Annotated in this window: 11 protein-coding genes; 5 read left to right on the top strand and 6 right to left on the bottom strand. The window is 61.0% G+C overall.

Going from position 1 to position 15,022, the window contains the following annotated elements:
* The first annotated feature begins 166 nt into the window (after positions 1-166).
* Positions 167-2,332, top strand: a complete 2,166-nt coding sequence (locus IG168_RS19950) for a penicillin acylase family protein (protein WP_193166371.1) — start codon at positions 167-169, stop codon at positions 2,330-2,332.
* 17 nt (positions 2,333-2,349) lie between these two features.
* Here IG168_RS19950 and IG168_RS19945 read toward each other — a convergent pair whose 3' ends face one another.
* From IG168_RS19945 to uvrA, 5 genes are all read right to left on the bottom strand, one after another.
* Positions 2,350-3,825 (bottom strand): serine hydrolase, encoded by a 1,476-nt coding sequence (locus IG168_RS19945; protein WP_193166370.1) that lies wholly within the window; start codon positions 3,823-3,825, stop codon positions 2,350-2,352.
* Positions 3,826-3,860: 35 nt separating this feature from the next.
* A complete protein-coding gene (locus tag IG168_RS19940; RefSeq protein WP_193166369.1) occupies positions 3,861-4,742 on the bottom strand; it encodes a helix-turn-helix domain-containing protein in 882 nt (293 codons plus the stop codon).
* Positions 4,743-5,058: 316 nt separating this feature from the next.
* Positions 5,059-5,553, bottom strand: a complete 495-nt coding sequence (locus IG168_RS19935) for a GNAT family N-acetyltransferase (protein ID WP_193166368.1) — start codon at positions 5,551-5,553, stop codon at positions 5,059-5,061.
* A 105-nt stretch (positions 5,554-5,658) separates the two neighbouring features.
* Positions 5,659-6,270, bottom strand: coding sequence for a hypothetical protein (locus IG168_RS19930; protein WP_193166367.1), 612 nt, complete (start codon positions 6,268-6,270; stop codon positions 5,659-5,661).
* Positions 6,271-6,340: 70 nt separating this feature from the next.
* Positions 6,341-9,166: an excinuclease ABC subunit UvrA gene (uvrA, locus tag IG168_RS19925; protein WP_193166366.1), complete on the bottom strand. Its 2,826-nt coding sequence runs from the start codon at positions 9,164-9,166 to the stop codon at positions 6,341-6,343.
* 201 nt (positions 9,167-9,367) lie between these two features.
* On the opposite strand from uvrA, the gene IG168_RS19920 reads away from it, so the two are divergent.
* From IG168_RS19920 to IG168_RS19905, 4 genes are all read left to right on the top strand, one after another.
* Entirely contained in the window at positions 9,368-10,774 is a 1,407-nt protein-coding gene (locus IG168_RS19920; protein WP_193166365.1) for a mannose-1-phosphate guanylyltransferase/mannose-6-phosphate isomerase, read from the top strand.
* A 78-nt stretch (positions 10,775-10,852) separates the two neighbouring features.
* The gene (locus tag IG168_RS19915; protein ID WP_193166364.1) at positions 10,853-12,028 is read left to right on the top strand and encodes an MFS transporter; all 1,176 of its coding nucleotides are present in this window, start codon (positions 10,853-10,855) and stop codon (positions 12,026-12,028) included.
* A 215-nt stretch (positions 12,029-12,243) separates the two neighbouring features.
* Positions 12,244-12,813 carry a single-stranded DNA-binding protein gene (gene ssb / locus IG168_RS19910; RefSeq protein WP_193166363.1) on the top strand — a complete coding sequence of 190 codons (570 nt, stop codon included), beginning with the start codon at positions 12,244-12,246 and terminating at the stop codon, positions 12,811-12,813.
* A gap of 14 nt (positions 12,814-12,827) precedes the next feature.
* Positions 12,828-13,661, top strand: a complete 834-nt coding sequence (locus IG168_RS19905; RefSeq protein WP_193166362.1) for a sugar nucleotide-binding protein — start codon at positions 12,828-12,830, stop codon at positions 13,659-13,661.
* Positions 13,662-13,774: 113 nt separating this feature from the next.
* Here IG168_RS19905 and fabB read toward each other — a convergent pair whose 3' ends face one another.
* The gene (fabB, locus tag IG168_RS19900; RefSeq protein ID WP_193166361.1) at positions 13,775-14,998 is read right to left on the bottom strand and encodes a beta-ketoacyl-ACP synthase I; all 1,224 of its coding nucleotides are present in this window, start codon (positions 14,996-14,998) and stop codon (positions 13,775-13,777) included.
* Between the last annotated feature and the right edge of the window lie 24 nt (positions 14,999-15,022).

Raw genomic sequence — 15,022 nt, 5'->3', positions numbered from 1 at the left:
CCGGGTGGGTATGCTCCGGGTATTGCTGTGCGGATTAAGGCCCGGAACACGATCGATCCGCCGCTGCGTCCTGTTAAGTAGTGGGCAAATTGTCCGGATTGAACGGTTTACCCAGTCGACCTGTTTGGAGACACTGGAGCCCAATAACGATAAAGAAGAGGGCCGAATGAAACAGACATCGCGGATCCTGACCGGGCTCCTGTTGTTGCTCGCCGGTGTATTTGGGATTGCCTACCTGGACTTACCCGCGCCAATGGCGACACAGTTGTCCGAGCGCGACTATGTTGCCGAGGCTCGCGCGTTCGACGTCGAAATTTTGCGGGACAACTGGGGTGTGCCACATATATACGGTGAAACTGATGCCGATGCTGCATTTGGGCTCGCCTATGCCCACGCAGAGGACGACTTTGCCACCATTCAGAGCGTGATTCTTGCCACTCGTGGCAGCCTTGCGGCGGAAAAGGGTTTGTCGGCCGCGAAGACGGATTACCTGGCGCTGTGGATGGGGATCTGGCCCGCGGTTTCCAGCGGTTATTCGCAACTGTCGCCGGAGGCGCGAGCCGTGGCTGAAGCCTATGCGGCGGGCCTCAACTTGTACGCCGCTCAGCACCCTGAAGCGGTATCGCGCTACCTGTTGCCGGTCGTCGGTGAGGATCTGGTGGCAGGTTTTACTTTCAAGACGCCGATGTTTTACGGCTTCGACAAGGTGCTGGGCGAATTGCTTGACCCGAAAGCACCTCATGAAGTTGCCAAGAATGGCGAGGACAGCCTGGCCTGGGTCCCGCAGCAGTCGCTGCCAACCGGCAGCCAGGGCATCGCTGTCGCACCAAGTCGCTCCAGCGATGGCGCTACCCGGTTGCTGGTCAACTCCCACCAGCCACTGACCGGTCCCGTGGCCTGGTACGAGGCACAGGTTCATTCCCTGCAAGGCTGGAATATGACCGGGGGCACATTCCCGGGGGCGCCGGTCATCATTCACGGCCACAACGAATACCTGGGGTGGGCCAATACCGTCAACAAGCCAGACCTGGTGGATATCTACCAGTTGACGATCAATCCGCAACACCCGGACCAATACCTGCTGGACGGGCAGTGGCATAACTTTGATAGGCGCGAGGCTAAAATCCGCGTGAAGCTGTTCGGCCCGCTGCACTGGACGTTTAACAAGGAGATCCTGATCGCTGAGCAGGGGCCGGTATTCCAGACCGAATACGGCAGCTACGCCGTGCGCTGGGCCGGCATGGGCGAAGTACGCACTCTGGACTTTATGCTGGCGCTGAACAAGGCCACGAACAAATCCGAATTCGAGGCCGCGCTGAAAATGCAGGCCATGCCCAGCATCAACTACGTTTACGCGGATCGGGAGGGCAATATCGGCCACTACTACAATGCGATGTTCCCTGCGCGCAGCGAGGGGTGGGACTGGAGTAAATACCTGCCCGGCGACCGCTCAGACGTAATCTGGCATGGTTATCGGGACTTCCGAAGGATGCCGAAAACCCTGAACCCGAAAAGCGGTCTGGTCTACAACGCCAACAACCCGCCGTTCCAGGCCACCGATGGCGACGACGATGCCTGGGCAGAAAACTTTCCTCCATCCATGGGCATTGAAAAAGTTGTCACTAATCGGGCGTTGCAGATTGAGGCGCTTTACGGCGCACGTGAGAAGATCTCGGCAGAGGACTTCATGCGATTGAAATTCGACAACCACTATAATCCGGCCTCCTACCAGGTGCGGCAGTTGCGTCAATGGCTGCGGGCAGAAAAACCAGCCCAATTCGGGCAGAGCAGATACCGCGACGCGCTGAAATTTCTGGCGGACTGGGACCTCTCCACCGACAAGGAGGATACGCACGCGGCGCTGGCGGTGTTAACCCTGGAGCCGATTCAGGAGGCGCACGGACAGAAAGCGGATTTCGCGGTAATTGACCGCGCCTTTAAAGAAACGGTCGACCAGCTCTACGAATTCTACGGCACTATCGAAGTCCCATTCGGTGAGATCAATCGTCATGTGCGCGGTGAACACAGCTGGCCGCTGAGCGGCGGTCCCGATACGTTGCGCGCCGTCTACGGTGGCCCACTGAATAACCTCAGGCAGTTTGAAAACAGGGCCGGCGACAGTTTTATCATGGTGGTGTCCTGGGATCGCAGCGGCAAGGTACACTCGCGAGCAATACACAATTTTGGCTCTGCCACACTCGATACAACCTCGCCGCATTATGCGGATCAGGCCGAACTCTTTGTCCGGGAGGAATTGCGGGATGTGTATTTAGAGCGGGCAGAGCTGTTAAAGCATCTGTCGAGGCGCTATCGGCCGAATGCAACCAATTGATCCGGCCTGTGTGGCTCTCAGGGTTGCTTTGCAAACACGCGCTCGAGAAAACGTACCCCGGTGACATTGCCGGAGGCGTCGAAAAGAAAGTGCGCGACACTGCCGCGGCCGGTCACCTCGATGCGAAATTCATTATCCGCGGCGTTATATATTTCGGCGGCAGAGTGTGCAATTCCCATGCGCACTTCCAGTCCCGTCTTGCGAAGGTGCCATACCATTGTGCCGAGTTCGGCGTTCTGGAAGGTGCCGGTATAGGTTTTTAATTGATGGGCAAGGGCGGAAGATCGCTGTTTGCGCTTCTGTAAATCAGTCTTATAGTGCTCCCGATAGGTCGCCAGCCGGCTTTCGAATTCCTTCAGCTTGCTGGCAAAACGCTCCGTCACCCCGTCCCGGTCAAGCAGTTGTGCATAGATATAGTTGGCCATCAGGTCGACTGCGGGCGTATTGGCGTTGGCAAGTACCACCACACCAATGGAGTGGTCCGGCATCAATGACATGTGAGCCCGGTAACCGGCGAAAGAACCGAAACGGTGTAGCAATCGCTCACCCTCATAGTCCCCGATGTCCCATCCGTAACCCCAGCCGGTGCGATGATAGTCGCCAAATTGCCGATCCTGCTGCGAGTGCTGGGTTTGTGTCAGCAGCAGCGGCCGTTCGGGTAAAAGGCGTTTTCCTTCGATAATGCCTCCGCTGATGTGTGCCGCGACAAAGCGGGCGAGGCTGGAGGCTGTGGAAAAATGTCCCCCTGCTGCGTGCAGGTTCGCATCTGCCTTGAGCAACGGAATACGACTGGCTGGGCTTGTGGCAATGGTATGGGGGAGGGCTACTCGCTGTTCCGGAAGCCCGGACAAATCCGCTGTGGTCTGCGACATCTGCAGCGGCACCAGGACTTCGCTTTCAACTGCCTGTTTCCAGCTGTTCTTTTCTTTTCGGCCGAGTATCAAGCCGAGCATGTTATAGCCGAGGTTGTTGTATTCGAAACTTTTGCCGCGTTCCGCAGGTTGGTAGTCCTTGAGTAGCTCTAGCAATTTGGCGCGGGTAAAGTCCCCACTGTAGGCTGTGCGGAAAACGACTGGCCAGCGGTCTTCCATTCCGTGGCGCATGGCCAGTAGGTCGTCCAGCGTCACCCGCTGTGAATCCCAGACGGTGCCTTTTAGTTCTGGCAAATAGTCGGTAATTGGTGCACTTAAATCGAGTTCGTCGCGTGCGGCTTTGAGGGCGGTGGCCGTCGCGGTCAGGGCTTTGGTGCTCGAAGCGATGTAAAAGTAAGTATCGTTATCCACCTTGCGGCCGGAATTTACATCCGCTATGCCAAAGCCGTGTCGATACACGACCTGGTCGCCCCGAATCACTGCCACACCCATGCCCGGTACCGCGCCTTGTGCCACCAGGCGATCACCGAAGTCGGTCACATCCCCGCGCCAATCGGCTGCCTGTGCGCATGCTCCCAGCAGGAAAATCATGAAAAAGCTAATGGCTCTTACTGGCATCATGTTGAAAAGTCCCTATTTCTGACCTGGTTATGTTGTCATTCAATCGTTGCCAATTCTAAGTGCGCTCGGGAGTGCTTTTCTTGTACAGATGAAACCCGATATAGCAGGTCTCGGATTGAGCTGGGTCTCGATCCCGTCAGGGCGCGGAGGTCGCGGCAGAAGTGGGCGTGGTCGGTATAGCCGCAGGCATGCGCAATTTCGCAGAGATTATTGCCTGAGCCGCTTAGGGTAGCTGCGGCAAGGCAAAAGCGCGCACGTTTGCGGTATTGGGTAATGGAGGTGCCGTAATAACGCCGGAAGGCGCGAGAAAGATAGACCGCATGCACACCGGCCTGGTCGGCAAGCTGGCGTACACTGAGTAAGGCCTGCGGGGTGTCGTCCAGCTGTTGTTTGATTGCGTGCAACCAGGTGGGTGCAGGTCCCGGTGCTGCGGCCTCGATGTCTGTAACTCCTGTAAGGAGATTAACGATCTCTTCTTCGGCGACGGTATTAGCAATACTGGAATTTGATAACAGCAGGGCGAGCAGGCTGACCATCTCTCTGAGAGCTGGACCTTTGTGCAGCCAGCGCCAGTCTTGGGGTGCGTCTATCGACGAATCAGGCCAGAGTTGGCAGTCTTCCTCGAACTTTACCTGAACGAGCCGTGCGCCCCTGGGGCCTACCCAATCGCAGTGTGACACTTCTGCCGGTTTGATTACCAGGCTAAAAGGCACCGCACTTTCTTCGGATCGGCGCACACGCTCGCGTATTCCCCCTGAAATCAGAAAGCTGATGCCGTGGTGGTTGTGGCTGTGCCATTTTTGTCGGTGACCAGCTGGGTATTCAGCTAGCTGCACTGAAAATCCATTGCCCGATATTTTACGGAGGATTCGCGGACCGAGCAGCTTATCTGTGGAGAGAGGCTCAGTTGTAGACATGAGCGTGACCTTTGGAGAATGACTTGTGGCACGAATCGTGACGCTAACAGGTTAGAGGTGGCAGGGCACGGATTTGGATGCACTGTAGCTATGCCGAAAGGGCCCCTATAAGGCGGCCATCCTGGATGCAAGCGCGCCGCGCCGCACTGCACGGGTCGGGCGGGACTTTTCGATAGCGAGCACAGGGGATCTGTACCTCGAGCGGGTGGATCTGCTCAAGCACTCGTCGCGGCGTTATCGGCAGAATGCCGCAAAGGGACAGGGGGAGTGATTAACGTGCAATTGCAGCCCGGGGCGGCCTCCGGGCCGGTGCTGGCTAGGCGTAGAGGTCCATTTCTGTCTCTGCCGGATCCAGGCTGACCTTGCGCTCGAATGCCAGACCCAGTTTCTTCAGGACATTGACCGAGCCGATGTTGTCCGGCTCGACTAGGCCGATAATCCGTTTCAGGCCCAGCACGTTGCGCCCGTATTCCATCACCGGTAGAGAGGACTCCGTGGCCAGACCGCGGCCCCAGAACTCGGGCAGGAAGCGGTAGCCGATATCAATTTCGTCGAGTTCCGCCAGGTATTTGAGGCCGCAGAAGCCGATCAGCCGGCCGCTACGCTTGTTGATACAGGCCAGGCGGCCGAATCCGTGAATCTGGTAGTCGCGCAGCGGTGCCGATTTCAGTACAGCAACCGCTTCGTCCACGGATGTGAACGGGGCCTGGCCGGTGTAGCGCACTACATCCGCGTTGGCATTCAGCTGGAAGTATTCCTCCGCGTCGTCGAGGGTGAACTTTCTCAGCAGCAGTCTTTCGGTTTCTAACATGGGTTTTCCTTGCTCAGTTCAGCCCGCCTGGGGCGGACCATGGGCTGTGCGCGCCGCGCAGGTCTGTGTGCGGGTTTTCTGCATCGCTTTACAGGTAGTGGGGCTTCAGGTGTCGCGCGGGCAGGACTTTGTCTCCGCGGGGACGCCGCCGGAGCCGGACCAGTAACACTCTCCCAGCAGCGAGCAATAGCAGGTTTTCACGCTGAAGCGAATGCGCTCGCGGTTGATTGTTTCCCACAGTTCCCGGCTGGTATTGCCGTAGGGCAGCGTCATGAAGTCGAGGCTCGACTGGCCCGGGATAATTGAATTGACAACGTTACTGGTGATCATTGCCCCATCGATCTCGCCCATGTGGCCGCCCACTTCACTGAAGTTATTGGTAGCCGCGCGCAGGGTCTCGCGGTATTTGTCGTAATTGCAGCAGGTGGAGAGCAGCGAGTTGATATCGCGATAGGTTTCGCCTTTGTATTCGATCTCAAATGCCTGCACCAGCGCGGGACCGATACCGCTGTTCTTCAGTGAGAAGGTAATTTGCGGGCTGCGGTTGCCGGAATCGAGGTTGCTGTTCTCGAAATTCACCAGCGGCAGGGTCATGGCGTGAACCTGTTTTTCCGCAGCGTTTGCCTGCAGGTAGGTTGCATAAAAGGACGCGCCGGAAATCAGCACGGCGCATATAGCGATAAGAAGGTTGAGCCTTTCCTGGGTGAAAAATTTCATGGCAGTTTCTTAATTTTTATTGCCTTTGCCGGTTGTCAGGAGGCTCCGCCACTTGGCGGAGCCTCCGGGATCAGCCGAGCATGGGTTTAAGGAAACGTCCGGTGTGCGAGCGCTCGTTGTCGGCCACGTCTTCCGGTGTGCCGGTAGCGATAATCTGCCCGCCACCGGAACCGCCCTCCGGCCCCAGATCGACAATCCAGTCCGCAGTCTTGATCACATCCAGGTTGTGTTCGATCACCACGATAGTGTTGCCGTGGTCGCGCAGCCGGTGCAGCACGTCGAGCAGCAGCTGGATATCGGCAAAGTGCAAGCCGGTGGTGGGTTCGTCGAGGATATACAGGGTCTGGCCGGTGTCCCGCTTGGACAGCTCGCGGGACAGCTTGACCCGCTGCGCCTCGCCGCCGGACAGGGTCGTGGCCGCCTGGCCCAGCTTGATGTACGACAGGCCCACGTCCATCAGCGTCTGCAGTTTCTTGGCGATTGCCGGCACCGGGTCGAAGAATTCGCGTGCGTCTTCGACAGTCATCTCCAGCACTTCGTGGATATTCTTGCCCTTGTAGTGCACTTCCAGCGTCTCGCGGTTGTAGCGTTTGCCCTTACACGTGTCGCAGGGCACGTAGATATCCGGCAGGAAGTGCATTTCCACCTTGATAACGCCGTCGCCCTGGCAGGCCTCGCAGCGGCCGCCCTTGACATTGAAACTGAAGCGGCCGGGTTTGTAGCCGCGCGAGCGCGCCTCCTGGGTGCCGGCAAACAGGTCGCGGATCGGCGTGAAGATGCCGGTATAGGTCGCCGGGTTGGAGCGCGGGGTGCGGCCGATGGGGCTCTGGTCGATGTCGACGCACTTGTCGAAATGTTCCAGGCCGTGCACCGCTTTGTGGGACGCTGCCTTCAGTGTGGTGGCCTTGTTCAGCGCCGTGGCCGCGAGCGGATACAGGGTGGCGTTGATCAGCGTGGACTTGCCGGAGCCAGATACGCCAGTGACGCAGGTGAACAGGCCCACCGGGATTTCCAGGTTGACGTCTTGCAGGTTGTTGCCGCTGGCGCCGTCGATACACAGCATGTAGTCCGGGTCGGCGACATAGCGCTCCTCCGGCACGGCAATTTTCTTCACGCCGGACAGGTACTGGCCGGTGAGCGAGCGCTCACACTGGGCCACCTCGTCCGCGGTGCCAGCCACGACCACTTCGCCGCCGTGCACGCCGGCACCGGGGCCGATATCCACCAGATAATCGGCACTGCGGATGGCGTCTTCATCGTGTTCGACCACGATGACTGTGTTGCCGATATCGCGCAGGTGCGTGAGGGTGGCCAGCAGGCGCTCGTTGTCGCGCTGGTGCAGGCCGATGGAGGGCTCATCGAGAATGTACATGACGCCGACGAGACCGGCGCCGATCTGGCTGGCGAGGCGGATACGCTGGGCCTCACCGCCGGACAGGGTCTCGGCACTGCGGTTCAGGGTCAGGTAATTCAGGCCCACGTCCACGAGAAAGCGGAAGCGGTCGCGCAGCTCCTTGAGAATCTTATCTGCAATTTCTTTCTGTGCGCCCTGGAACTGCAGCTGGTGATCGAAGTAATCAAACGCATCGCCCACCGGCAGCCCGGTGATCTGCGCCAGGGTGCGGTCGTCGACAAACACGTTGCGCGCCTCGCGGCGCAGGCGCGTGCCCTCGCAATCCGGACAGCTCTGGGTGCTGAGGAATTTCGCCAGCTCGTCGCGCACCGACTGGGATTCGGTATCGCGATAGCGGCGCTGGAAGTTGGGGATGATGCCCTCGAAGGTGTGCCGGCGCACGGTGACATCGCCACGGTCGTTCACATAGCTGAAATCGATCGGCGTATCGCCGCTGCCGTGCAGGATTACGTCGCGATCGCGCTTGCGCAGCTTCGTCCACGGCTTGTCCAGGTCGAAGCCGTAGTGCTCGGCCAGGGAGTCGAGCATGTGGTAGTAGTAGATGTTGCGCCGATCCCAGCCGCGGATGGCGCCCTCGGAGATGCTGCTCTCCGGGTCGAGGATCACCTTGTCTTCATCGAAGAACTGCTTGACCCCGAGACCGTCACAGCTGGGGCAGGCGCCGGCGGGGTTGTTGAACGAGAAGAGTCGCGGCTCCAGTTCATTGAGTGAGTAATCGCATACCGGGCAGGCATGTCGCGCGGAGAACAGGCGCTCGTCCTGCTTGCCTTCCATAAAGCTGATCGAGGCGATGCCGTCGGTCAGGTTGAGTGCGGTCTCAAAAGACTCGGCCAGGCGCAGCTGCAGGTCTTCGCGGACCTTGAAGCGGTCCACCACCACTTCGACCGTGTGCTTCTTGCGCTTGTCCAGCTTGGGGGTGTCGTCGAGGTCGCAGACCACGCCGTCGATTCGTGCGCGCACGAAACCGTCGCGGCGCAGCTGCTCGAATACGTGCAGGTGCTCACCTTTGCGGTCGCGCACGATCGGAGCCAGCAGCATAACCTTGGTGCCCTCCGGCAGCGCCAGCACCTGGTCCACCATCTGGCTGATGGTCTGGGCCTGCAGCGGTTCACCGTGATCCGGGCAGCGCGGCTCGCCGACGCGGGCGAACAGCAGGCGCAGGTAGTCGTAGATCTCGGTGATGGTGCCGACGGTGGAGCGGGGGTTGTGGGACGTGGACTTCTGCTCGATGGAGATCGCCGGGGACAGCCCCTCCACCGTATCCACATCGGGCTTTTCCATCATCGACAGGAACTGGCGCGCGTAAGTGGACAGCGATTCCACATAGCGCCGCTGTCCCTCGGCATAGAGGGTGTCGAACGCGAGGGAGGACTTGCCCGACCCGGACAGTCCGGTGATCACGATCAGCTTGTCGCGGGGAATATCCAGATCGATATTCTTCAGGTTGTGGGTGCGCGCACCCCGTACATAAATCGTGTCCACGCTCTACCTGCTAACGTTGGCCGGAAAAACCGGCAAGTATAAGCCAAAGTGCCGGGCCCCATCCAAAACCGTTGGTTGGCGGGAGGCGGATGGGCGTCCACACCTGCTCGCGTTGCACTGATACGATGGTTTCGTAGGACCGCGCGCCCGACTGTGCCAGAATTGGTCCCATTGCATAAAGTTAAATACAGATTCTCCGACATGATTCCAGTGATTCTCTGCGGCGGCACCGGCTCGCGCCTATGGCCGCTCTCCCGCGAAGCCTACCCGAAACAGTTCCTGCCGCTGGCCGGCAACGAGACGATGCTGCAGGCCACGGCGAAGCGCCTCGACGGTCTGCCCGATCTGCAGGCCCCGATTCTGGTGTGCAACGAGGCACACCGGTTCGCCGCAGCCGAACAGCTGCAGGAAATAGGCCGCGCGCCGCAGTCGATACTGCTGGAACCCTGTGCCCGCAACACCGCACCGGCCATTGCGCTGGCGGCTCTGGCTGCGCTGGAGGAGGGCGGGGATCCCCTGCTGCTCGTCCTTCCGGCAGACCACGCGGTGGCCGATGTATCGGCTTTCCAGCAGGCGGTGGCCCCGGCGGCGGAGCTGGCGCGGCAGGGCAATCTGGTGACCTTCGGCATAGTGCCGACCCGCGCCGAGACCGGCTACGGCTATATCCGTCGCGGCGAGGGACTGCAGGCGGACGCCTGGAGAGTGGCCGAGTTTGTCGAAAAGCCGGACGCGGAGACCGCGGAAGGCTATCTGGCCAGCGGTGAATACAGCTGGAACAGCGGTATGTTCCTGTTCCGCGCATCGCGCTATATCGAGGAGCTGGGCGAGCACCGGCCGGACATGCTCGAGGCCTGTCGCGCCGCCTATGCCGGCGCCGCGCGGGATCTGGATTTTACCCGTGTCGACGGCGACGCCTTTGCCGCCTGCCCCGATGACTCGGTGGATTACGCGGTGATGGAAAAGACCGAATCCGCCGCTATCGTGCCGATGGATGCCGGCTGGAGCGACGTGGGTTCCTGGTCTGCCCTGTGGGAACTGGCCGAGAAAGACGAAAACGACAACCTGCTGCACGGCGACGTGCTGGCGGAATCCTCCGACGGCTGTCTGGTCCGCGCCGACAACCGCCTGGTGAGCCTGCTGGGGGTCAGCGACCTGGTGGTCGTCGACACTGACGACGCGGTGCTGATCGCCGACAAGCATCGGGTCCAGGACGTGAAGAAGCTGGTGCAGCGCCTGAAGCTGGACCAGCGCAGCGAGGCCCAGAGCCACCGCAAGGTCTATCGCCCATGGGGTTACTACGATTCCATCGACGGGGGGCCGCGCTTCCAGGTGAAGCGCATCGTGGTAAAGCCGGGGCAGCAGCTGTCCCTGCAGATGCACCACCATCGCGCCGAGCACTGGATCGTCGTCCGCGGCACCGCCAAGGTGACCCGGGGTGAAGAAGAGCTGCTGATCAGCGAGAACCAGTCCACTTATATCCCGCTGGGGGTGGTACACCGACTCGAGAATCCGGGCACCATCCCGCTGGAACTGATCGAGGTGCAGTCGGGTAGCTATCTCGGTGAAGACGATATCGTGCGTTTCGACGACGATTACGGCAGATCCTAGCGCAATATCCGCATTCGCGTGGGCCCGAGCGGCGCTGATACAATGCGCGCCCGATAACGTTGTACTTGGGATCACCCTATGAATCCTACTGAACGTCGCGCCCTCGCGGGTCTCGCTTCTCTCTATGTCTTCCGCATGCTCGGCCTGTTTATGGTGCTGCCGGTGCTGACGGTATACGGTACCGGTTACCAGCACAGCACGCCGGCGCTGCTGGGCTTTGCCCTCGGCGCCTACGGTCTGAGCCAGGCCCTGCTGCAGATGCCGATGGGCACCCTGTCCGACCGGCTGGGGCGCAAGCCGGTGATCTACATCGGCCTGCTGCTGTTCGCCCTGGGCAGTGTGGTGGCCGCGCAGACGGACTCTGTCTACGGCCTGATAGCCGGGCGTGTGCTGCAGGGCTGTGGTGCCATCGCCGCGGCCACTATGGCCCTGGTGGCGGACCTGACCCGCGATGAGAACCGCGGCAAGGCCATGGCGGTAATCGGCGCCTCCATCGGCGTGGCGTTTATGCTGGCGGTGATTATTGGTCCGGCGCTGGCCGGCGCCGGTGGTTTGTCGGCGATATTCTGGGTCACCGCGGTAATGGCGCTTGTGGGAATACTGATCGTGTGGCGGTTGGTGCCGACACCCCCTCCGGGAGAGCGCCATATCGGTGTGCGTCGTGGCAATTTCCGCAAGCTACTGCAGAGCCCCGGGACCTGGAAGCTGGTCGGCGGGGTGTTCTTCTCCCACCTGTTGCTGACCTCGCTGTTCGTGCCGCTGCCGCTGCTGCTGGTGGATCGGCTCGGCCTACCCAGTGCCGAGCACTGGCGGCTGTACGGCCCGCTGATGGCGGGCGCCTTCCTGATAATGCTGCCGTTGATGCGCATGGCGGAGCGCAGTGGGCGCGTACCCCAGGCCCTGGGGCTGGGGCTGCTCGGCCTGGGCGCGGGTAGCCTGGCTCTGCTGCCCGGGTTCGGCGGTGCCGCCATGATTGCCCTGCTGGCAGTGTTCTTTATCGCCTTCAACCTGCTCGAGGCGCTGTTGCCGGCGCAGCTGACTCGCGCCGCGCCCCCCGAGGCCCGCGGCGCCGCCACCGGCCTCTACGCCACTCTGCAGTTCCTTGGTACTTTCGCCGGGGGCAGCCTCGGCGGTGACCTGTTTGGTCACGGCGGCGCCAGCGCAGTGGCGGTGATGGGCTTTGTCGTGCTGCTGTTGTGGGCACTGCTGTGGTGGCTGTTGCGGGACCACTCCCCCCAGACGCAAGCCGGTTAAACGGATTGCGGCGCACCGGTCAAATTGACGTCTTAATAAGCAGCGGCGTCTGTTGTATGCTGCTGGACAAAAATACACTGCCCGTTTCCCGGGCGGTGTTGTTCAACCCAGCATTTTTAACCCGCAGGCGGTCGCTTGCCGGGTTAATATTCAGCAGTTTTCAGATTATCGGCCCGGCTCAAAATCGGGCAGCAAGACACGACTAGGAGAAGGCCATGGCCCGGGGTATCAACAAAGTAATTCTGATCGGCAATCTGGGCGCAGACCCGGAAACCCGTTATATGCCGAGCGGCGGGGCGGTGACCAACGTCAACCTGGCGACCTCCGAGAGCTGGAAGGACAAGCAGACTGGCCAGCAGCAGGAACGCACTGAATGGCACCGCGTGGTGTTCTTCAATCGCCTGGCGGAGATCGCCGGCGAATACCTGCGCAAGGGCTCCAAAGTCTATATCGAGGGTTCCCTGCGCACTCGCAAATGGCAGGACAAGAATTCCGGCCAGGACCGCTACACCACCGAAATCGTCGCCAGCGAAATGCAGATGCTCGATGGTCGCGGTGAGCAGGGTGGCGGCTTTGGCGGCGGCCAGGGCGGTTACGACCAGCAGCAGGGTGGCGGTTACGGCCAGCAGGGTGGTGGCTACCAGCAGGGCGGTTCCGATTCCTTCAACCAGGGGCGCTCCGCTCCCTCGCCGATGGCGCCGTCCAACCAGCCCGCAAGCCAGCCGTCGAACCAGGCGCCTGCCGGTGGCTTCGACAACAGCTTTGACGACGACATTCCCTTCTAAGTCGCTCTATCACCGTGCCAGAGCATCACACCGGCTACCAGCCGGATTCGGTGGCCGTCATCGGCGCCGGCAGTGGGATTGACGGCGCGCTGCAGAAGCGCCTGCAGCGCGTTGGCTTTCGTGTGCAGTTGCTGGGTGTCGATCAGCTCGAAGAGCTGCGCCCCGGTGCGATTGTGATCAATGTCAGCGCCTGCGCCGGTGGCCAGGCCATGGGCGAGGCGCTGCGTGTATGCCGCGAGCTGGCCCAGAAAGACTGCTGCCTGCTGCACCTGTCCTCCTACCAGGTCTTTGCCGGCGGCGCGCGCAAGCGCTACGACGAGGAAGATGAGCCGGCGCCCAGTTCAGAAGCGGGGCTGCAGTGGCTCGCCTGCGAGCAGGCGCTGGTGGAATGCAGGACCCTGAGCATATTGCGCCTCGGCTGGATGATTGACCGCAACGAAGACGCGCTGCTCGGGCGCATATTGCGCGGTCTGGTGGCGCGCCAGCCGATTTCGCTGGATGACCAGAGTCGTGGCAGCCCGGTAACCGTCAACGACCTGACCCGGGTCGTGGTGGCGATGGCGCAGCAGCTCGCGAGCGGTGCGCCCACCGCGGGCATTTATCACTACGGCGCTTCCGATACCTGTACGGCTCTGGAGTTTGCCCGCGAAGTAGTCGAGCGGGCACAGTCTTTTTATGACGAAGATCTGGAGGTGCAGCTGAGCGCGCTGCCCGAGGAGGAGGATGCCAGTGTCGTCCTCGCCTGCGGCAAGGTGCGCGATGTGTTTGGCATCCAGCAGCGCAGTTGGCGCCAGGGACTCACCCGCCAAGTCGAGCTGTGGCTCGAGCGGCTGGACAACGATTCCTAGCGCGCGGTTAGCAGTTACTAAAGTCTCGCGGCAATAAAAAAGGCGAACCCTGTGCGGGTTCGCCTTTTTTGTGTTGGTCGGCGCTGTTTCTCCGACCGGTCCGCCTGGGTCGATCAGACCTTGTCGAAGATCAGGCAGGCATTGGTACCGCCAAAGCCGAAGCTGTTGGACATGGCACGCTTGACCTCGGCTTCGCGCAGTTCGGTGACCAAGTCCATGCCCGCGGCGGCTTCATCGCGATTTTCCACATTGGCGGAAGCGGCGATAAAGCCGTTTTGCATCATCAGCAGGCTGTAGATGGCTTCCTGTACGCCGGCGGCGCCGAGGGAGTGGCCGGTCAGGGATTTGGTGGAGGCAAACGCCGGTACCTTATCGCCGAAAACTTCACGTAGCGCCTTCAGTTCGGCCACGTCGCCCACCGGGGTCGAAGTTCCGTGGGTGTTGATATAGTCGACGGAGCCCTGCAGGCCATTGCCGTCGAGTCCCGCCAGGGCCTGTTGCATGCAGCGCACCGCTCCTTCACCGCTGGGGGCGACCATATCGTAGCCGTCTGAGGTTGCGCCGTAGCCGGTCAGTTCGGCATAGATGGTGGCACCGCGGGCTTTCGCGTGCTCCAGCTCCTCCAGTACTACGCAGCCGCCGCCGCCGGCGATCACGAATCCATCGCGATCGGCATCGTAGGGGCGCGAGGCCCGCTCCGGGGTGTCGTTGTACTTGGTGGACAGGGCGCCCATGGCGTCGAACAGGTGAGTCAGGCTCCAGGCCAGCTCCTCGCCACCGCCAGCGAAGACGATATCCTGTTTGCCCATCAGAATCTGCTCGGCGCCGTTGCCGATGCAGTGTGCACTGGTCGCGCAGGCGGAGGAAATGCTGTAGTTGACGCCCTTGATCTTGAACGGCGTCGCCAGGCAGGCGGAAACGGTGCTGCCCATGACCTGGGGCACGCGGAAGGCGCCCACGCGGCGGACGCCCTTCTCCTTGAGGGTCTGCGCGGCCTCAATGATCTCGCGCGTCGAGGTGCCACCGGAGCCCATGACGAGGCCGGTGCGGGGATTGGAGATGTCGCTCTCCTCGAGGCCGGACATGGCGATGGCTTCCTGCATCGAGATATACGCGTAGGCAGCGGAATCGCCCATAAAGCGCAGATGCTTGCGATCGATATGATCCTTGAAATCGATGTCCACCGGGCAGGCCACCTGGCTGCGCAGGCCCAGCTCCCGGTACTCCTCCTGAAAGCGGATGCCACTGCGGCCCGCCTTGAGGGATTCGGTCACCTCTTTGGTGTTGGTGCCGATGCAGGACGCAATGCCCATGCCGGTAACGACTACCCGTCGCATAGTGATCTCCAGTAAAGCTTTTCG

This window comes from Microbulbifer hainanensis, assembly GCF_014904735.1.
Lineage (GTDB): Bacteria > Pseudomonadota > Gammaproteobacteria > Pseudomonadales > Cellvibrionaceae > Microbulbifer > Microbulbifer hainanensis.
This window is presented reverse-complemented; position numbering and strand designations above follow the sequence as displayed.